Here is a 17,488-nt window from a genome sequence, read left to right as displayed (position 1 = left end):
ATGGACCTGACCTACACGCCAGAACAGCAGGTCTTCCGCGCAGAGGTTCGCGCATGGATGGCGGCGAACGTACCCAAGACTCCGCTCAAGACGCTGGAGGGCCAAGAGGGCTTTGAGCAGCATGTGGCATGGGAACGCACGCTGGCCGAAGGCAACTGGGGCATGGTGACATGGCCCGAAGCTTATGGCGGACGCGGGCTGGACCTGATCCGCTGGCTGATCTTTGAAGAGGAATATTGGCGCGCCGGAGCACCGCTTCGCGCCAATCAGAATGGCATCTTCCTGCTTGGTCCCACGATCATGGAATATGGCACGGACGAGCAAAAAGCCCGTTTCCTGACGCCAATGGCGAGCGGGGAAAAGATGTGGGCGCAGGCTTGGTCCGAACCGAATGCCGGGTCCGACATGGCGGCGATCCGCAGCCGCGCAGTGCGCGATGGCGATCATTATGTGATTTCCGGCCAGAAAACATGGTCGAGCCGCGCGGCGTTTGCCGACTGGTGCTTCGGTCTGTTCCGTACTGAAGAAGGCAGCAAACGTCACAAGGGGCTGTCGTTCATTCTGCTGCCGCTCGACACGCCGGGCGTGACGATCCGTCCGATCCGCCAGCTTCATGGAGAAACTGGGTTTGCAGAGATTTTCTTCGACGAGGTCCGGGTGCCGGTTGAAAACCGGATCGCGGGCGAAGGCGAAGGCTGGAACGTCGCGATGGCAACGGCTGGTTTCGAACGCGGCCTGATGCTGCGCTCCCCTGCCCGTTTTCAGGCAATGGCGGCGCGGCTGGTCGACCTGTATCGCGCACATGCGGCCACCGCATCGACACAGGCGCATGAGGCGGTGTTGCAGGCATGGATGGATGCGGAAGCCTATGCGCTTAACACCTATTCGGTGGCGGCGACCGTGATGGCGGGCGGCCATATCGGTGCAGAGGCCAGTCTCAACAAAATTTTCTGGTCCGAGATGGACCGTGCCGCCCACCGCGCGGCGATGAGTTTGCTAGGCGCATCCGCCGAGCTTGCCCAATTGCCGGATGGTGGCCCGAACATTTGGCAGGAAGGCTATATCTTCTCGCTCTCCGGTCCGATCTATGCAGGATCGAACGAGATCCAGCGCAACATTATCGCTGAGCGTCTGCTCGGCTTGCCACGTTGAAGGAGGCGTAAATGGACTTCCGCCTCACTGAAGAACAACAGGAATTGCGCAACGCTGTGCGCGACTATCTGGCTGGCGAACATGGCCCCGAGGTGTTGCGGAGGCGCGATGCCCAGCGTGAGCCAGACGATGCGGTCTGGAGCGGCCTTGTCGGCATGGGACTGGCCGGGTTGCTCGTCCCCGAAGCACAGGGCGGACTGGGCCTTGGATTGATCGAGGCGGCACTGGTCGCGGTCGAACTGGGTCGCGCCAATGTGTCCGAACCGATCGCCGACACAGCATTGATCGCGGCTCCGCTCCTGTCCCCTGCCGAGCAGGAGAAGGTTGCGGCAGGCACGCTGAAGATTGCACTCGCGCACCCGATCAATCCGTGGATAGCCGATCTTGGTACAGCCGATTTACTATATACCAGCGGTGGCACGACCGTCCCGCCGGTTGCAAAAGCACTGACCGGAATCGATCCGCTCCGCAGTTTGTTCGCGCCGGTATTCAGCACCGAGGACGATAATTTGCTGAACCGCGCCGCGCTGATTTCGGCAGCCCAGATGCTTGGCGGTGCCGAAGCCATGCTGGCAATATCCACCGAATACGCAAAAACACGCGAACAATTCGGTCAGGCAATCGGCAGTTTTCAGGCGATCAAGCATCACCTTGCGACGGTTGCCGTGAAGGTGGAATTCGCCCGACCAGTTGTGTTGCGTGCGGCCTATGCAGCAGAACACGGCCATGCGCGCACGGCGGTCGCAATCAGCCATGCAAAGGTCGCCGCCACCGATGCCGCGATGCTGGCAGCCGAAACTGCGATTCAGGTTCATGGTGCGATGGGCTATACCTATGAAGTCGATCTCCATTTTTGGATGAAACGCGCCTGGGCATTGGCTGGCGCATGGGGTGATCGCGCCTTCCATCTCCGCCGTATCGAAGCAGCGGTGATCGGCCGCGGCATGACGATCGGACCCGACACTGTTTTCGCAAGCGAGTTAAACAATGCCTGAAGCCTATATCATCGACGCAATCCGCACGCCCACAGGTCGTAAAAAGGGAAGCCTTGCAGAATGGCATTCCGCCGATCTGGGTGCGATCCCGATTACGGCAATCGTCGATCGCACGGGTATCGATCCCGCCGCTGTCGATGATGTGATCTGGGGCTGCGTCGATGCCGTCGGTCCGCAGGCAGGCAATATCGGGCGGAGTTGCTGGCTGGCAGCGGGCTACCCGGAATCGGTTCCCGGCGTGACGATCGACCGTCAATGCGGATCTTCGCAACAGGCCATTCATTTTGCAGCGCAGGCCGTGATGTCCGGCACACAGGATCTTATCATCGCTGGCGGCGTCCAGAACATGAACGCCATTCCGATCTCTGCGGCAATGTACGCCGGTCAGGCCTATGGTCATGACACGCCATTCTCGCTCTCTCCCGCGTGGAAAGCGCGCTATGGCGACGAAGAGGTCAACCAGATTTACGCGGCTGAAAAGATCGCAACGACCTGGGATATCAGCCGACAGGACATGGAACGGTTCGCCGCCGAATCCAACGCCCGCGCCGAACGGGCCATCGATGAAGGCCGGTTCGACAGCCAGATCATCCCCGTCGGCGCTTTTGCGCAGGACGAAACAGTGCGACGCGGCACGACCGTCGAGGGACTGGCAGGGCTGAAGACCGTCCGCGAGGGTGGAATCATCACGGCGGGCATATCCAGCCAGATCGCCGATGGGGCCGCTGCAGTCCTGATCGCCAGCGCACAGGCGGTGAAGGATCACGGCCTTAAACCACGCGCGCGCATCCATCACCTGACTGTCCGTGGCGACAGCCCAATTTTCATGCTGACGGCCCCGATCCCAGCCACACGACACGCCCTGATGAAGACGGGATTGAAGCTGTCCGATATTGATCTGGTCGAGATCAACGAAGCGTTCGCCAGTGTGGTGCTGGCATGGGCCAAGGAACTCGACGCCGACCTTTCAAAGGTCAACGTCAACGGCGGCGCGATCGCGCTGGGCCATCCGCTGGGCGCGACCGGCGCAAGGTTGATGACGACGCTGCTTTACGAGCTGGAGCGCACTGGCGGTCGATATGGAATGCAAACGATGTGCGAGGGCGGCGGACTAGCCAACGTCACCATTATCGAGCGGTTGTAGGCCAGGTTCACGGTGCCCTGTTATGCCTATCAAGGGATCGTTCCGGTGGTGGACCCATCCAGCTATGTCCATCCGCTCGCCAGCCTTATCGGCGACGTGATCGTGGGGCCGGGCTGTTTCATCGCTCCGGGCGCGTCGCTGCGTGGGGATTTTGGCCGGATCGTGGTCGAAGGCGACAGCAGCATACAGGATAGTGTGACGATCCACGCATCCGCCGATGGCGATACGGTCATCGGTCGGGGGGCAACGATCGGCCATGGCGCGATCATCCACGGCGCAACGATCGGTGAGAACACGCTTGTCGGCATGAACGCGGTGGTGCTTGACCATGCTCAGATCGGCGCGGAAAATCTGGTAGCCGCGCTGGCGCTGGTAAAGTCCGATACCATCACCCCGACGCGCAGCCTTGTCGCTGGTAATCCGGCGAGCATCGTCCGTACTTTCGAGGCGCACCAGATATCGTGGCGCAACGACGGCGGCGGCGAATATCAGCGGCTGGCACGCGAGGCGCTTGTCGATTTTATCGAAACGCCGCCCCTGACCGAAGTCGAGCCGGATCGGCGGCGACTGCGTTCGGACGCGGTTTCGGTACGATTGAGCGGCCCGACGGCCGCGCTGCGCGAACAACGCACACGAGAATTCGAAGAAATGAAAAGGCAGAACTGATGGCGGGTATTTGTAACGGCCGGGTCGTGATCGTGACGGGCGCAGGCGGAGGGCTAGGCCGTGCCTATGCGCTCGGCCTTGCCGCCGAAGGTGCAAAAGTGATCGTGAACGATCTTGGCGTCGGCACGCATGGCGAAGCGGGCGAGACCATGGGCGCTGCGGACAAGGTGGTTGAGGAAATTCGCGCCGCCGGTGGCGAAGCGATAGCCAACACCGCCGATGTGGCCGACTGGGACCAGACACGCGCGCTCGTCCAGTCGGCGGTCGATGCGTTCGGGACGCTGCACGCGGTCATCAACAACGCCGGGTTCGTGCGGGACCGCATGTTCGTTTCGTGCACACCAGAGGAATGGGATGCCGTGACCCGCGTCCATTTGCGCGGGCATTTCTGCACAAGCCGCCACGCCGTCGATTACTGGCGCGCCCAGCAAAAAGCAGGAACGCCTGTGGATGCGCGCATCGTCAACACGTCGTCGGGCGCGGGATTGCAGGGTAGCATCGGCCAGAGCGCCTATTCCGCCGCAAAGGCAGGCATCGCCGCGCTGACACTGGTGCAATCCGCCGAACTGGCACGCTATGGCATAACCGCCAACGCACTCGCGCCGAACGCGCGCACGCGGATGACGATGACGGCGTTTGCCGACACGATGACAAGCGCGCAGGAATCGGCATTCGACCCCTATGCGCCTGAAAATACCGCACCACTGGTCGCCTGGCTGGCGAGCGAGCAATCCGGCGGCGTAACCGGCCAGGTGTTCGAACCGTTCGGCGGCACGATCCGCATTGCAGAGGGCTGGACCGATGGCCCGATCTCTTCCGATGTCGGGCGGCGGCTTGCGGCGGATGAAGTTGGCGGGATCGTGGCCGCACTGGTCGCCGGTCGCACCACCGCCAAGCCGGTTTATGGCACCGGCTGATCCATGGCACTGACACTCACTGACGAACAGGTTGCGGTTCGCGATGCTGCGCGGGACTATCTGCAGGAGAATGCAGGGTTCGAACAGCTGCGTCGCACGGTCGACGGCACTGCTGGCTGGGACGAAGAGCTGTGGCGGGGGTTCGCCAGTGAGCTGGGCTTTGCGGGCGCGGGAATAGCGGAAGAGGACGGTGGCATCGGACTCGGCGCGATCGAGCAGGCCCTGATATTGGAAGAACTGGGGCGGACGCTTGCGCCTATCCCGTGGTTCGAAAGCGTGGTTCTGGCAGGCCGCGCGATTACGGCGACCGCAACGGCCGATCAGCGCAGGAAACTGCTCAGTGGGATTTCCACTGGAGAGACGATTGCGACGCTGGCGATGCTGGCGTCGTCGGGGGTGTCGGCTCCGGACGGTGTTGGACCACAGATAGATCTAAAAGACGGGCAATGGGTGTTGGCGGGCGAGGCTCATTATGTGCCGTTCGGTCATGTTGCCACGCTGTTGATCGTCGCCGCGCGTCGTCCTGGTACATCTGGATGGGATGGCCTGACACTTATTGCGCTGCCCGTCGATACGCCGGGCCTGTCGGTTAAGCGCGTTGTCAGCCTCGATCTGACGCGTCCCTATACCACGGTGTGCTTCGACAATGTTACGGTCGATGAGAGCCAGTTGTTGGGCGCAGTCGGAGAGGCTGGGCCTGCGCTTCATCGCACGCTGATCGGCGCGGCAGGGCTGCTCGCGGCCGAACAACTGGGTGGCGCGACACGGTCACTGGAAGAAACGGTCGCTTACGCAAAGGATCGCGTTCAGTTCGGACGCACCATCGGGTCGTTTCAGGCGGTCAAACACCGGCTCGCCGATATGAAGCTGCTCGTCGACTATGCCCGATCCGCGTCCGACTGGGCCGCGCGGGCGATTGCGGAAGATGGCGACTTCGAAAGCGCCGCATCGGGAGCGCGCAGTTATTGCAGCGACGCATTCCTGACCTGCGCATCCGATGCCATCCAGCTGCATGGCGGCATCGGCTTCACCTGGGAACACCACGCCCATCTGTTTTTCAAGCGCGCCCGCTCCTCCTCGACGATGCTCGGCTCACCTGCCGAACATCGGGAGGCGATTGCGCGCACAATCATCGATCCTGCGATCGACCAACCGGAGCATGTCTGAATGAGCCGCACCGTTCCACCCTATCCCACCAGCCACAATCTGCTTGCCGGCAAGACCGTCGTGGTCACCGCCGCAGCCGGCACCGGCATCGGCTTCTCCGCAGCCAAACGCGCTGCCGAAGAAGGCGCGACGGTGTTGATGAGCGATTTCCACGAACGTCGCCTCGGTGAAGCGGCTGACCGTATCGCTGCGGAAACCGGCAAGCGCCCGGTGACTGTGGTGTGCGACGTGACCAGTGAGGATGCCGTGCAGGGCTTGCTGGCCGCAGCGCTGCGTGAGCTTGGTCATGTCGATGTCCTGATCAACAATGCCGGTCTGGGCGGCACCGCGAGCGTGGTTGCGATGACCGACGCGGAATGGTCGCGGGTGATCGATGTAACGCTCACCTCTGTCATGCGGATGAGCCGTGCCTTTCTGCCGCATATGTACGAACGCGGTGCCGGAGCGGTGGTCAACAACGCTTCAGTCCTGGGCTGGCGCGCGCAAGAGGGTCAGGCGCATTATGCTGCGGCCAAGGCAGGCGTGATGGCCTTTACGCGTTGTTCTGCAATAGAGGCGGCGGCCCATGGCGTCCGCATCAATGCCGTCGCGCCGTCGATCGCGATGCACGCGTTCCTTGCCAAAGTGACCAGTGACGAATTGCTCGCCGAACTGTCTGCGCGTGAAGCGTTCGGTCGCCCGGCAGAGGTTTGGGAGATAGCGAACGTGATGATCTTTCTCGCCAGCGATCTCGCCAGTTACATGACGGGCGAAATACTCTCCGTCTCAAGTCAAAGAGCATGAAGGAACCAACGGTCTTTTTCTCGCCGCGTGCCCTTGTCGGTCGGGAAGGCATGGAGTTCGGCCCCACGGACTGGCTTGAAATCGACCAGCAGCGGATCGACAAGTTCGCGGACGCAACGAACGATCACCAGTGGATCCATGTCGATCCAGAGCGCGCCGCCGCCGGTCCGTTCGGAAAGACGATCGCTCACGGCTATCTGACGCTGTCGCTGGCCAATGATTTCCTGCCGAAGCTGATCGACGTGCGCGGCTTCAGCCATGGCGTGAACGTCGGTTCGGATCGCACGCGTTTCCTGTCTCCGGTGCCGGTCGGTTCACGCATCCGGGCACGGGGCGAGGTCGTCTCGGTCGAAGAAATCAAGGGCGCGATCCAGTCGATCGTTCGCATCACAATCGAAATCGACGGCGAAACGAAGCCTGCCTGCATCGTTGAAACCATCAGCCGTTATTACCCGGAGGACTAACCATGCCTACACCTGAAGCAATGACCGCCGCCGTACACGCCTATGTCGCCGCGTTCGATCGTGCCGATCCCAGCGCCGTGCGGGATCTTTTTGCCGCCAATGCAACGGTCGAAGATCCGGTCGGCTCGCCGCCGCATGTCGGACACGATGCCATCTATGGCTTCTATGCAAAGTCGATGGAGACTGGTGCGAAACTGCATCTTGAGGGTCCGGTCAGGATCGCTGGCAATTCCGCAGCATTCGCTTTCTCAGTTAAGCTCGCGATCAACGATTCTCCCATGCAGATCGACGTGATCGACGTGTTCGAATTCAACGACGCTGGCAAAGTGGTTTCGATGCGGGCGTATTTCGGTCCAGGCAACTTCAGTCAGGGGGCTGCTCCTCATGCGTGAGGCAGTGATCGTTTCGACTGCGCGGACGGGTATCGGCCGCGCCTATCGTGGCGCGCTCAACGACACCGAAGCGCCCGTCCTGTCGGGCCATGCGGTGCGTGCCGCCGTCGCGCGGGCGGGTATCGACCCGTCGCGGATCGACGACATTTTCATGGGCGTCGGTACGCAATCGGGCACCCAGAGCTATAATATCGGACGGCTGACCGCTGCGACTGCCGGGTTGGGCCAGAGCGTCCCCGGCTTCGCGCTGGATCGCAAATGCGGGTCGGGCCTGACCGCCGTCGCGCTTGCTGCACGGTCGATCATGGCTGACGACATCGACGTTGCAGTGGCGGGCGGTGTCGAGTCGATCTCGTTGACGCTGAACAAACACGCATCGACCTATCGCAATCGCAGTCAGGCAGTGATCGCCGCCGAACCACACGCCTATATCCCGATGATCGAGACAGCGGAAATCGTTGCTGAAAAATACGGCATCAGCCGCGAAGCACAGGATCGGTTTTCGGCACAAAGCCAGCATCGCGCAGCCGCCGCACAGGCCGAAGGCCGCTTTGCCGACGAGATCGTACCGATCACGGTGGAAAAAGCCTTGTTCGAAAAGGACGGCACCGCAGCAGGCCACCAGAGCGTAACGCTGGATCGGGACGAAGGTATTCGCGCCGACACCACGGTGGAAAGCCTTTCTGCGTTAAAGCCTGTCTATAAAGACGGCGAGATCATCAAGCAGGGCCAACACATCACGGCAGGCAACGCCAGCCAGCTTTCTGACGGCGCGTCCGCTCAGGTCATCGTCGCGCGGCATATCGCAGAAGCAGAAGGGTTGCCCATCCTCGGCGTTTACCGCGGGATGCAGGTTGCAGGCTGTGCGCCAGAAGAAATGGGGATTGGGCCAGTCTTTGCGATACCCAAACTCCTCGCACGGGCCGGGTTGAAGGTTGGCGATATCGACCTTTGGGAAATTAACGAAGCCTTTGCCAGTCAGGCTCTTTATTGCCGCGACAAACTCGGCATCGACGATGCCAAGCTCAACGTCGATGGCGGTGGCATCGCGCTTGGCCATCCATTCGGCATGACCGGCAGCAGACTTGTCGGCCATGCACTGATCGAGGGTCGCCGTCGTGGCGCGCGATGGGTTGTCGTGTCGATGTGCATCGCCGGCGGCATGGGTGCGGCTGGCTTGTTCGAAATCGTCTGAACAATAAATTATAAAAAGAGAGGATTAGCTATGAACAAGTTGCTGGAGGGCAGAATCGCGTTCGTCACGGGCGGAGCCGGTGGGATCGGCGCGGCAACTGCAATCGCATTTGCCGAAGAAGGCGCGAAAGTTGCTGTCTCCGACTTGAAGGGCGCCGCTGATACCGTAGCCACAATCGTCGCTGCGGGAGGCGAGGCCTATGCGATCACGCTGGATGTTACCGATCAGGCGGCTGTCACCGCTGCGGTAGACGGCGTGGTCGCCAAATGGGGCAGGCTCGACATTGCGTTTAACAATGCTGGCGTGTCGCTCGAGGACATGACCACGCCTTGGGAATCGGTTGATGTTTATGAAAAGGTCGTGGCCGTGAACCAGCGCGGCGTGATGCTGTGCATGGCGGCCGAACTGAAGCACATGGCCCCGCAAAAATCGGGCGCTATCGTCAACACTGCTTCGGTCGCAGGGCTGACGGGACTGGCAGGCGCAGGCTATTGCAGCAGCAAACATGCCGTGGTCGGCCTGACGCGATCGGCGGCCATGCGCTATGCGGCCGAAGGCATAAGGGTGAACTGCGTTTGCCCTGGAGCGATCTCTACCCCCATGACGGAATCGGATTCGCTCGATCCGCAATCAAAGGCATTTATGGCGCAAATGCATCCAATGAACCGGATGGGCGAAGCGCGCGAAATCGCCGACGGCGTTGTATTTCTGGTATCGGACAAGGCCAGTTTCATCACCGGCCACCCGCTCGCTATCGATGGCGGCTACGTGGCGCGGTGAAGATAATACCGCGCGGGATCAGACGGTCCCGCGCGGTTCCCTTGGCAAACCAAGCCCACGTTCGGCGATGAGGTTGCGCTGGATCTGGCTCGCCCCTGCGTAAATCGTGTCTGCGCGCGATGCGAGATGCATCTGCGTTAGCGCGCCGAAGTGATAGTCATTCCCCTGCGCAACCTCGCCAGCGAGCCCCTGCACATCCATCGCGAGATCACCGAGCGCGCGGTGCCAGCGCGACCAGTAAAGTTTCGAGGTCAGTGCCTCGTTGCCGAGATCTTCGGTCGCTTCGTCGGACAGCGTGCGAAGCAGGCCGTGGCGCATCAGCTCAAGCCCGATCCATGCGTCCGCGATCCGTTGCCTGATGATCGGATCGCGTGCCTTGCCGTTGGCGCGGGCGACCTCGATCAACGCGGCAAGTTCATTCCCGAACTGCATCTGTTGCACGACCGTGGAAACGCCGCGTTCGAAGCCCAGTGTCGCCATAGCGATGGCCCAGCCCTGCCCCGCCTCGCCCACGATATTGTCTGCGTCGGTCACCGCGCCATCGAAGAACAGTTCGGCAAATTCGGCATCGCCGGTCATCTGACGAATAGGCCGACGCACGATGCCCGGCTGATCGAGTGGAACGAGCAGATAGGACAGCCCCTTTGGACCGCGGCTACCCTCTTCGGTGCGCACTACGACGAACGCCCAGTCGGCGATCATACCGAGCGAGGTCCATATCTTTTGCCCGTCGATGATCCAGCGACCATCCTCCAGCCGAGCGCGGGTACGCACATTGGCAAGGTCAGACCCGGCGTTGGGTTCGGAATAGCCTTGTGCCCAAAGCTCACGCCCCGACGCGATACCTGGCAGGAAACGCGCTTTTTGCGCGTCACTGCCGAACGCGATAATGGTCGGGCCAGCCAGTTCGACGCCGACATGGGCGATACGGGAGGGCGCGCGCAGAGCCGCATATTCCTGAGCCACCGCCACCTGATCGGCGATGGTGGCTCCGCGACCGCCATGTTCGACCGGCCAGCCGATTGCGCCGAGACCGGCCGCACCCAGTTTCAGTTCCCATTCCCGACGTCGATCATAGGCGCTGCTGAGATCGGCAATTCCACGCACATCGGCGAATGGGCCGTCGAGCGCAGCCGAAAGCCACGCCCGTGCCTCATCCAGCAAACCACTCACGGCAACAGCGATTTCGCGGTCACTCCGTCGGCCCCGATCGTGCCATCGATGATCGTGCGTGGTTCATGTCGCGATTTCGAAACGCGCCAGCCATTCGCCGTGCGAATATATTCATCATAGTAAAAGCCACCCATCAGCCGGAAACTTCCCTCGCGCGGATCATAGGTGGAAAACCCAAGACTCCACCGTGCGCTGGCGTGATCGGCGTCGATAATCTCGATCTCACCATTGTGGATCTGGTGCACATCGACAATCGGGCTGTGAAGCGCGATCGTCGTGAAAGCTTCGATCAGGCTATCCGGCCCGAACTTACCGAGCGGCTGATAATCCAGTTCGGCGTCGGGCGTGAAGCAGGCGCGGATCGCGTCCACGTCCTTTGCGTCGCAGGCGTTCAGATAACGCGCCTTAAGACGGCGGATGTCGCTTTCCGCCTCCAGTCGCGCGATACGGGTTTCAAGGTCAGCCATCGATTTTTACTACCTTTGTTTTGGGCACCGGATGCTCGGTCGCCCCCGTCCATCTCAGCAGCATCGTGCCGTGTTCATGGCCCGCGGTATCGATCCAGTTACCGTAGCCGGGGTCACGCGCCGCAACCACGATGGTTACAGATCCATCCGCATTCAGCTTTGCCGTATGCTTGTTCACATGCACTTTATGGTGCCGATAATCGAGCGATTCGAACCAGATATTGTCGCACTGGAAATTCCAGAACGTGCAATCCGGGATCGGCGTCTCGATCACCAGCGCCTCACCCTCCGCCAGTTTCCAATATCCGTGCAGATAGAAGATCGTCGGGTCGCCGCCAGCCTTGTAGAACATCGTCTGGTCGGTGGTGGCAATCTGGTTGAGTTGCTCACCCTGAAGCATTTCGGTCCATTGAAGGAATGTCTTGGCAGTCCCCTCAACGAAAGCTGCCGCGCGTTGCAGTCCCTGTTCCAGCTTCGCTGCTGTCAGCGGTTCCGGCGTCTCGCGCGGAGCATCGAGTGCTTCGATTGAGATTGTCGCAGGCGGCTCGTTGTCCCGGTCCAGAAACGTCTGGCGAACAAGCAGCATCGAAGAATCATCGGCCAGCGGGAGCCAATTGCCATTTGCATGGGTCTTGCTGACAATGATCTCGAAACTGCCATCCTCGGCAAAAACCATGTCCGCTGCGTCGATTTCACCCGTGGAAGCCATTGTGCCATCGATAGCGTAACGGTTCGCCTTAGTGCCGAAGCTCAAGATTGGCACGCCACCGCGCTTGCCGGTGATGCGGTATCGCTGCGCACCGCTGATCGACGCGTTCATGTAAATGTTGTCGGGATTATCCGCCCCGATCTTCGCAGTCGGATGCGAGGCCGCATAGAAGCCGGGGAAATCGGTGTCGGCATTCTCGACATGCATATCGAGCGCGATCCGCGTCAGGCGACTGAGATAGCGATAGCCCTCTGCCTGATCGATCGGCGAACCGGCGAGTTCGGTGCTGAGCACCGTCTCGCCGATCGCTTCAAGCTTTTGGCAGAAGTCGCGCCAGGTTTTCCCTGACGCGACGCGATGTTCTGCTGTGTCGCCCATTGCAGCCTCCTGCGCGCTCATGGCGCCATATACTGACCGCCGTTCACGTCGAGCGACGCGCCAGCCACCACCTTGGAATAATCGGATACCATGAACAGGACCGCTTTTGCGCAATCCTCCTCTGGTGGAATGATGCCGATCGGAATCCGGTCGGTTATTTCCGCAATGACCTCGTCCCGATTGCGGCCCGTGGCGACTTCGCGTTCGATATGACCCCAAACGGGAGCGCCACCGATCCAGCCCATACGTGTCACGTTAACGCGAATACCATGCTTGCCGAAATCCTTCGCCATGTGCCGCGTCAGAGCGTTGAGGCCGCCTTTACCGGCGGAATAGGCCCCCTCGCCCGGGAATGGATTGACCGTCGACATCGTGGACACATTGACGATCGCACCGCCGCCAGCCTTTTTCATGGCGGGCAGGCATGCCTGAGCCATGCGCAGCGCGCCGGCACAGTTGACGTTGAATACGTCGGTGAACTCCTCGGCATTCGCAACGTCGGTCGGCAACCATTCGCCGTGCATATACGCCGAATTGACGAGGCCATCGATGCGCCCGAATGCTTTTTCGGTCGCGTCGGCCAGCGCCTGGCACTGACCGGCATTTGTCACGTCGGTGGACAGTGCAATCGCCTCACCACCGCTGGCTTTAATTTCGGCCACGACCTCGTCAAGGAACGCCTTGTTACGCGCACCGAGGCCTACTTTGGCACCCTCTGCTGCTGCGAGTTTGGCGAGAGACTGGCCCATTCCGGGGCCGACTCCGCTGATGATGATTACCTTGTCTTTAAGCAGCATAATGTAATTCCTCTCCCGCTGGTGTTTTGTTTAGAATTGGATCGATCGGGTTGTTTGTGACTGGGCAATAGGTTCCGGCCGGCCCGTACATAAGCGCGACGCAGCGGTTGCAGGCAGTGCAGCCAGAGCGATGATTGGCGTCGGCACGAAAGCGGTTCACCAGTGCCGGATCATGGACCAGTGCACGCGCCATCACGATCGCATCAAAGCCTTCGTCGAGCGTTCGTTCAGCCGCGTCCAGCGAAAGCACGCCGCCGAGATAGCCAAGCTTGCATTTGACAGCAGCCCGAACACGACGTGCGGCCTCGATGAAATAGAGTTCCGAAAATTTCACCGTCTTCGGCGTTGCCATTTTCAGTAGTTTGAACTGGATCTTGGCGAGCAAACCCGGCTGCATCGCGGCGAGATCGTCATAAGGCAACGGACTGGAGAACATCACGTAACTGGATTCGATGTTCCGCCCACCCGACATGACGATCATGTCGACGCCTGCTGCTTCCAGTGCTCGCGCCGTAACGATGCCATCCTCGACCGTGGCCCCGCCCTTTGCGCCATCGTACAGGTTGATCTTGGCAAGGACAGCGATGCGATCGCCCACTGCGACTTTTACCGCCGCCAGAACCTCTGCCGGGAAGCGCACCCGTTTTTCGGCCGTGCCGCCGTATTCGTCACGTCGTTTGTTCGATAGCGGCGAAATATATTGATTGAGCAGATAGCCATGCCCCATGTGGAGTTCGACCGCATCGAACCCGGCAATCACGGCTCGCCGCGCAGCAGCAACGAATTCGTCCCGAACCTGATCCATGTCGGCACGAGTCATTGCACGCTGGAACCACCGGCCCATGAGGACACCCATCTTGTCGATCCCGCCGCTCGACGACATTGCGCGCTTCGTCGAAAGCTCCTTGTGCTGAACGAAGCTGCCGCCGTGCGTGATCTGCGCAGAAGCAAGCGCCCCCGCCGCATGAACCGCGTCAGTGACCGCGCGGTAATGCGGTATCGCCGCATCGTCGAGCACGCCCTGACTGGCGAAAGTCCGGCCATCGCGAGACACCGCGACATAAGCGAGCGTCGTCATGCCGATGCCGCCTTCGGCAAGCTGCCGATGAAATTCAAGCAACGCATGCGTCGGCAGCGACCGCCGCGCCATCATCTCGTTTGCGCCTGACCGTATAAAGCGGTTGCGCAACGTCACCGGGCCAATGGTGACAGGCGAAAAAGCGGTGTTCATCGATGGACCTCCAATGCGACCGGGGTTCCCGAAAGCATGGCCACGATCCGCTGCTTCATCGGTTCCACCCATTCGCTACGCAGCGCGGGTGCCAACAGACCGGCACTGTCGAGTTCATCACAAAGCGCCATCTGATGCGCGATGTCGAAAAGATCATATTGGTGCGAGAACTTACCTTCGCCGCCATAGGTTATGAACGACACGCCGTGCGTTTCGTAAAAGCCGCCATCGGGACGAACACCGGGGCCACGGTTCACCCAATGACTGGTGATGCGGTCGCCCTCTATCGCCCAGTCGAGTATCGGAAAGGTCCACCCGGCCCACCCCGACCCGACATCCATGTCGCGACCGTAATGTGTGCGGCGAATTGCTTCTCGCCCCTCGGCCCGCACCGGCATTACGCCACCATATGGGCATTCGTAGATGCAATCTTCGTGATAAAAGGCATCGGCCAGCCACGACCATTGATTGCGTCGTTCGGCTTCGACAAACGCATCGCGCAACCCGGCGATTGCGACCTCTACCTCTGCACGGGAATAAGTCATGCCCCGGTCATCAATCGAAATTCGCCTGACCGCCGTCGAGCGGGACGGTGGCACCGGTGAAATAAGAGAAGGCTGGCCCGCAAAGCGCCGCGACTGCCGCTCCGATATCTTCCTCGCAGCGGCCAATGCGACGTAGCGGGATGGTTTCAAAGAATGCCGCCGCTTCCTCTGGCCTGCTTTCGACCCAGCCTTTCAATGCGGGCGAGTCCGCATGTGGGGCGATCGTCAGCACACGGATACCATCGGGTCCCCATTCCGCCGCTGCCGCGCGCGTCAGGATGCGCGTCGCCTCTTTCACAGCGCCATAGGCTCCATAACCGCTCATATCCCAGCGCACCGCCGCAGAGGTTGCAAGGTTGACGATAACCCCCTCCCCACTCCGTTTAAGAAAAGGATGGCACGCCTTCATAAGGCGCAGCGTCGCCAACGGCCCCGAAGCGAACCCCGCCTGAAACGCTTCGTCCTCAATGGACAGCAACGGCCCAAGCGGCACTTGCTGTGCATTGTTGACGAGAATATCGATCCCGCCCAACTGTCTCGACACGCTGGCAACAAGCGACTGGATCGAGGCCGCGTCCTTAACATCGCACTGGAACGCCGCAGAGCGCACCCCAAGAGCTTCGATCTCTTTGGCTACCGCGCTTGTATTCTCGACCCGTCGGCCCACGATCGCCACCGCAGCACCTGCACGGGCGAGCGCAAGCGCGATGCCACGCCCAACGCCCTGCCCCGACCCCGTGACGATCGCCACTTTTCCAGAAAGCTCTGCCATGATCAGCCCTGCAAGTGCGCAGGCGCACCCGGCAATGCTGGTTCGTAGTGCCCGGCAGTCCAGCCGCCATCGACCGCGATTTCCGCGCCAGTGATGTAACTGGCGTCGTCGCTGCACACGAACAAAGTAGTGCGCGCGATTTCTTCGGGCTCGCCGATGCGCTGGAGCGGCACACGCCGGAAAGACCGGTTGTTGACGTCTGCCACGCTTTCACCCCCTGGGTTGCCCATTTCGGTGTTTACGCCGCCCGGATGGATCGAGACGACGCGGATACCGAACGGGCCATATTCATATGCGTACGACTTGCTCATTCCGCGTACCGCCCATTTGCTGGCCGTATAAGCGACAAGGCCATTGCACCCCCGCATTCCATCGACCGACGAGATGTTGACGATGACACCGCTGCCATTTGCCTTGAGTGCGGGAACTGCATGCTTCACACCCATCATCGTGCCGATGACATTGATGCCCAGAACACGCTCGGCATCCTCCTTTCGAAGATCCTCTGCGGCACCGAAGTGGGTGATGGCTGCGTTGTTGACCAGAATATCGAGCTTGCCGAAACGCTCGGTCGCCTTCGCCACGATCTTTGCCCAATCGCCTTCGTCGCGCACGTCAAGCTTTACGAACAATGCGTTCTCACCGATCTCGGCAGCGACAGCCTCGCCCTTGTCAACCAGAACGTCGCCCAGAACGACCTTCGCGCCCTCGGCTGCGAACAGGCGGGCCGTGGCGGCACCCATGCCCTGCGCCGCACCACTGATGATCGCAACTTTCCCCGCCAATCGTGCCATTTCGCGCTCTCCATATAATGACCAACTATCGTCGGCTCTCTTACGCAATCTTCAATGCCGATCGCCCCTCTGTCAAGTTATGCGTGTTGATTTCCGTGTTTCGATCTGCAATTCATCATAACAAGACGGGCACCGCTGCGCATCGCGCAAGCAGGGGCACCTGAAACGAGGGGATTTGAAATGGTCGAACAGCTTTTTCCAGCAGGCGCAGCGATGATAATGGGCGGGACCGGCGGACTCGGAGCGGCCTCCGCTCGCGAACTCGCCCGCGCCGGCAGCGATATCGCCTTATGCTATCGGTCGAAACGCGATGTTGCTGAAAAGCTGGCGGAGGAATTCCGCGGCTTTGGGCGCAAGGTTTCGCTGCACGCGGCAGATGCCACCGATCCCGCCAGTCTGGAGGCAGCGCGCGATGGCGCTATCGCCGCACACTCGCGGATTCACACGATGGTTTGGGCAGCCGGGCCGCTGGTCGATCAGGTCCATCTTTCAGAAACCCCACTGGAGAAATGGAAGCGTGCGATCGATGTCGAGGTTCATGGTTTTTTTGCCGCGACACAGGCGTTGATCCCGCACTTCCGGTCCGCTGGTGGCGGATCTTTCGTACATCTTGGCTCGGCAGGCGATCTCCACTGGCCGGAACGGGACGGCCTTTCGGTCGCGCCCAAGGCAGCAAACGAATCGCTCGTTCGCGGCATCGCCAAGGAGGAAGGCCGCTATGGCATTCGTGCCAACACGGTGCTGGTCGGCGTGATCGACGCGGGCATGTTCCACGACCTCCTCGCCAATGGTTCATTCGATGAGACCTGGGTTGCTGAGGTTCAAAAGGCACTTCCGCTCAAGCGCTGGGGCAAATCCGAAGAAATCGGCCACGCCGTTACCTTTCTCGCATCCAATCGCGCCGCCTACACCACAGGCCAGCAGCTTGCCGTCGCCGGCGGCTACGGCGTCTGATTTCAGGAGTATT

The 17,488-nt window shown here is 60.9% G+C and carries 20 protein-coding genes; 12 read left to right on the top strand and 8 right to left on the bottom strand.

Going from position 1 to position 17,488, the window contains the following annotated elements:
* Genes D3Y57_RS15450 through D3Y57_RS15400 form a run of 11 tightly spaced genes read left to right on the top strand, consistent with a single transcriptional unit; the run spans nucleotide 1 to nucleotide 9,655 of the window.
* Entirely contained in the window at nucleotides 1-1,152 is a 1,152-nt protein-coding gene (locus D3Y57_RS15450) for an acyl-CoA dehydrogenase family protein (protein ID WP_121154010.1), read from the top strand.
* Nucleotides 1,153-1,163: 11 nt separating this feature from the next.
* Nucleotides 1,164-2,147, top strand: a complete 984-nt coding sequence (locus D3Y57_RS15445; protein WP_121154008.1) for an acyl-CoA dehydrogenase family protein — start codon at nucleotides 1,164-1,166, stop codon at nucleotides 2,145-2,147.
* On the top strand, nucleotides 2,140-3,291 hold the full coding sequence (locus tag D3Y57_RS15440; RefSeq protein ID WP_121154006.1) for an acetyl-CoA C-acetyltransferase: 1,152 nt from the start codon (nucleotides 2,140-2,142) through the stop codon (nucleotides 3,289-3,291). The genes D3Y57_RS15445 and D3Y57_RS15440 overlap by 8 nt, the downstream gene beginning before the upstream one ends.
* Before the next feature lie 45 nt (nucleotides 3,292-3,336).
* Nucleotides 3,337-3,957 (top strand): LbetaH domain-containing protein, encoded by a 621-nt coding sequence (locus D3Y57_RS15435; protein WP_239025885.1) that lies wholly within the window; start codon nucleotides 3,337-3,339, stop codon nucleotides 3,955-3,957.
* Entirely contained in the window at nucleotides 3,957-4,874 is a 918-nt protein-coding gene (locus D3Y57_RS15430) for an SDR family oxidoreductase (protein ID WP_121154002.1), read from the top strand. Before D3Y57_RS15435 ends, D3Y57_RS15430 begins: the two co-directional genes overlap by 1 nt.
* Nucleotides 4,875-4,877: 3 nt before the next feature.
* Nucleotides 4,878-6,041, top strand: coding sequence for an acyl-CoA dehydrogenase family protein (locus tag D3Y57_RS15425; RefSeq protein WP_121154000.1), 1,164 nt, complete (start codon nucleotides 4,878-4,880; stop codon nucleotides 6,039-6,041).
* Entirely contained in the window at nucleotides 6,042-6,824 is a 783-nt protein-coding gene (locus D3Y57_RS15420; protein WP_121153998.1) for an SDR family oxidoreductase, read from the top strand.
* A complete protein-coding gene (locus tag D3Y57_RS15415; RefSeq protein WP_121153996.1) occupies nucleotides 6,821-7,288 on the top strand; it encodes a MaoC family dehydratase in 468 nt (155 codons plus the stop codon). The genes D3Y57_RS15420 and D3Y57_RS15415 overlap by 4 nt, the downstream gene beginning before the upstream one ends.
* 2 nt (nucleotides 7,289-7,290) lie before the next feature.
* The gene (locus D3Y57_RS15410; protein WP_121153994.1) at nucleotides 7,291-7,680 is read left to right on the top strand and encodes a nuclear transport factor 2 family protein; all 390 of its coding nucleotides are present in this window, start codon (nucleotides 7,291-7,293) and stop codon (nucleotides 7,678-7,680) included.
* Nucleotides 7,673-8,875, top strand: a complete 1,203-nt coding sequence (locus tag D3Y57_RS15405; RefSeq protein ID WP_121153992.1) for a thiolase family protein — start codon at nucleotides 7,673-7,675, stop codon at nucleotides 8,873-8,875. Before D3Y57_RS15410 ends, D3Y57_RS15405 begins: the two co-directional genes overlap by 8 nt.
* Nucleotides 8,876-8,905: 30 nt before the next feature.
* Complete coding sequence (locus D3Y57_RS15400) at nucleotides 8,906-9,655, top strand: SDR family oxidoreductase (RefSeq protein WP_121153990.1); 750 nt, start codon at nucleotides 8,906-8,908, stop codon at nucleotides 9,653-9,655.
* A gap of 18 nt (nucleotides 9,656-9,673) precedes the next feature.
* Here the strand turns inward: D3Y57_RS15400 and D3Y57_RS15395 are convergent, their stop codons facing one another.
* The 8 genes from D3Y57_RS15395 to D3Y57_RS15360 are packed head-to-tail and all read right to left on the bottom strand — an operon-like array spanning nucleotide 9,674 to nucleotide 16,521.
* Nucleotides 9,674-10,828: an acyl-CoA dehydrogenase family protein gene (locus tag D3Y57_RS15395; RefSeq protein WP_239025884.1), complete on the bottom strand. Its 1,155-nt coding sequence runs from the start codon at nucleotides 10,826-10,828 to the stop codon at nucleotides 9,674-9,676.
* Complete coding sequence (locus tag D3Y57_RS15390) at nucleotides 10,825-11,295, bottom strand: nuclear transport factor 2 family protein (protein WP_121153986.1); 471 nt, start codon at nucleotides 11,293-11,295, stop codon at nucleotides 10,825-10,827. The genes D3Y57_RS15395 and D3Y57_RS15390 overlap by 4 nt, the downstream gene beginning before the upstream one ends.
* The gene (locus D3Y57_RS15385) at nucleotides 11,288-12,382 is read right to left on the bottom strand and encodes a DUF1214 domain-containing protein (RefSeq protein ID WP_121156036.1); all 1,095 of its coding nucleotides are present in this window, start codon (nucleotides 12,380-12,382) and stop codon (nucleotides 11,288-11,290) included. Before D3Y57_RS15385 ends, D3Y57_RS15390 begins: the two co-directional genes overlap by 8 nt.
* Nucleotides 12,383-12,399: 17 nt before the next feature.
* On the bottom strand, nucleotides 12,400-13,179 hold the full coding sequence (locus D3Y57_RS15380) for an SDR family oxidoreductase (protein ID WP_121153984.1): 780 nt from the start codon (nucleotides 13,177-13,179) through the stop codon (nucleotides 12,400-12,402).
* A complete protein-coding gene (locus tag D3Y57_RS15375) occupies nucleotides 13,169-14,410 on the bottom strand; it encodes an NADH:flavin oxidoreductase (protein ID WP_121153982.1) in 1,242 nt (413 codons plus the stop codon). The genes D3Y57_RS15380 and D3Y57_RS15375 overlap by 11 nt, the downstream gene beginning before the upstream one ends.
* On the bottom strand, nucleotides 14,407-14,955 hold the full coding sequence (locus D3Y57_RS15370; protein WP_121153980.1) for a nuclear transport factor 2 family protein: 549 nt from the start codon (nucleotides 14,953-14,955) through the stop codon (nucleotides 14,407-14,409). The genes D3Y57_RS15375 and D3Y57_RS15370 overlap by 4 nt, the downstream gene beginning before the upstream one ends.
* Before the next feature lie 10 nt (nucleotides 14,956-14,965).
* Nucleotides 14,966-15,727 (bottom strand): SDR family NAD(P)-dependent oxidoreductase, encoded by a 762-nt coding sequence (locus D3Y57_RS15365; protein WP_121153977.1) that lies wholly within the window; start codon nucleotides 15,725-15,727, stop codon nucleotides 14,966-14,968.
* Between the two features lie 2 nt (nucleotides 15,728-15,729).
* Nucleotides 15,730-16,521 (bottom strand): SDR family NAD(P)-dependent oxidoreductase, encoded by a 792-nt coding sequence (locus D3Y57_RS15360; RefSeq protein WP_121153975.1) that lies wholly within the window; start codon nucleotides 16,519-16,521, stop codon nucleotides 15,730-15,732.
* A 180-nt stretch (nucleotides 16,522-16,701) separates the two neighbouring features.
* Here D3Y57_RS15360 and D3Y57_RS15355 point away from each other — a divergent pair, with 180 nt between their 5' ends.
* Nucleotides 16,702-17,475, top strand: coding sequence for an SDR family NAD(P)-dependent oxidoreductase (locus tag D3Y57_RS15355; RefSeq protein ID WP_121153973.1), 774 nt, complete (start codon nucleotides 16,702-16,704; stop codon nucleotides 17,473-17,475).
* Nucleotides 17,476-17,488: the final 13 nt, after the last annotated feature.

Source organism: Sphingomonas paeninsulae, from assembly GCF_003660165.1.
In the GTDB taxonomy this organism is placed as follows: domain Bacteria; phylum Pseudomonadota; class Alphaproteobacteria; order Sphingomonadales; family Sphingomonadaceae; genus Sphingomonas_O; species Sphingomonas_O paeninsulae.
The sequence above is the reverse complement of the archived record's forward strand: the minus strand, read 5'-3'. Positions and strand labels throughout refer to the sequence as shown.

Bases quoted from the DNA above. Each gene is read 5' to 3' on its own strand.
- D3Y57_RS15450 (WP_121154010.1), top strand. From the start codon at position 1: ATGGACCTGACCTACACGCCAGAACAGCAGGTCTTCCGCGCAGAGGTT.
- D3Y57_RS15445 (WP_121154008.1), top strand. From the start codon at position 1,164: ATGGACTTCCGCCTCACTGAAGAACAACAGGAATTGCGCAACGCTGTG.
- D3Y57_RS15440 (WP_121154006.1), top strand. From the start codon at position 2,140: ATGCCTGAAGCCTATATCATCGACGCAATCCGCACGCCCACAGGTCGT.
- D3Y57_RS15430 (WP_121154002.1), top strand. From the start codon at position 3,957: ATGGCGGGTATTTGTAACGGCCGGGTCGTGATCGTGACGGGCGCAGGC.
- D3Y57_RS15425 (WP_121154000.1), top strand. From the start codon at position 4,878: ATGGCACTGACACTCACTGACGAACAGGTTGCGGTTCGCGATGCTGCG.
- D3Y57_RS15420 (WP_121153998.1), top strand. From the start codon at position 6,042: ATGAGCCGCACCGTTCCACCCTATCCCACCAGCCACAATCTGCTTGCC.
- D3Y57_RS15415 (WP_121153996.1), top strand. From the start codon at position 6,821: ATGAAGGAACCAACGGTCTTTTTCTCGCCGCGTGCCCTTGTCGGTCGG.
- D3Y57_RS15410 (WP_121153994.1), top strand. From the start codon at position 7,291: ATGCCTACACCTGAAGCAATGACCGCCGCCGTACACGCCTATGTCGCC.
- D3Y57_RS15405 (WP_121153992.1), top strand. From the start codon at position 7,673: ATGCGTGAGGCAGTGATCGTTTCGACTGCGCGGACGGGTATCGGCCGC.
- D3Y57_RS15400 (WP_121153990.1), top strand. From the start codon at position 8,906: ATGAACAAGTTGCTGGAGGGCAGAATCGCGTTCGTCACGGGCGGAGCC.
- D3Y57_RS15390 (WP_121153986.1), bottom strand. From the start codon at position 11,295: ATGGCTGACCTTGAAACCCGTATCGCGCGACTGGAGGCGGAAAGCGAC.
- D3Y57_RS15385 (WP_121156036.1), bottom strand. From the start codon at position 12,382: ATGGGCGACACAGCAGAACATCGCGTCGCGTCAGGGAAAACCTGGCGC.
- D3Y57_RS15380 (WP_121153984.1), bottom strand. From the start codon at position 13,179: ATGCTGCTTAAAGACAAGGTAATCATCATCAGCGGAGTCGGCCCCGGA.
- D3Y57_RS15375 (WP_121153982.1), bottom strand. From the start codon at position 14,410: ATGAACACCGCTTTTTCGCCTGTCACCATTGGCCCGGTGACGTTGCGC.
- D3Y57_RS15370 (WP_121153980.1), bottom strand. From the start codon at position 14,955: ATGACTTATTCCCGTGCAGAGGTAGAGGTCGCAATCGCCGGGTTGCGC.
- D3Y57_RS15365 (WP_121153977.1), bottom strand. From the start codon at position 15,727: ATGGCAGAGCTTTCTGGAAAAGTGGCGATCGTCACGGGGTCGGGGCAG.
- D3Y57_RS15360 (WP_121153975.1), bottom strand. From the start codon at position 16,521: ATGGCACGATTGGCGGGGAAAGTTGCGATCATCAGTGGTGCGGCGCAG.
- D3Y57_RS15355 (WP_121153973.1), top strand. From the start codon at position 16,702: ATGGTCGAACAGCTTTTTCCAGCAGGCGCAGCGATGATAATGGGCGGG.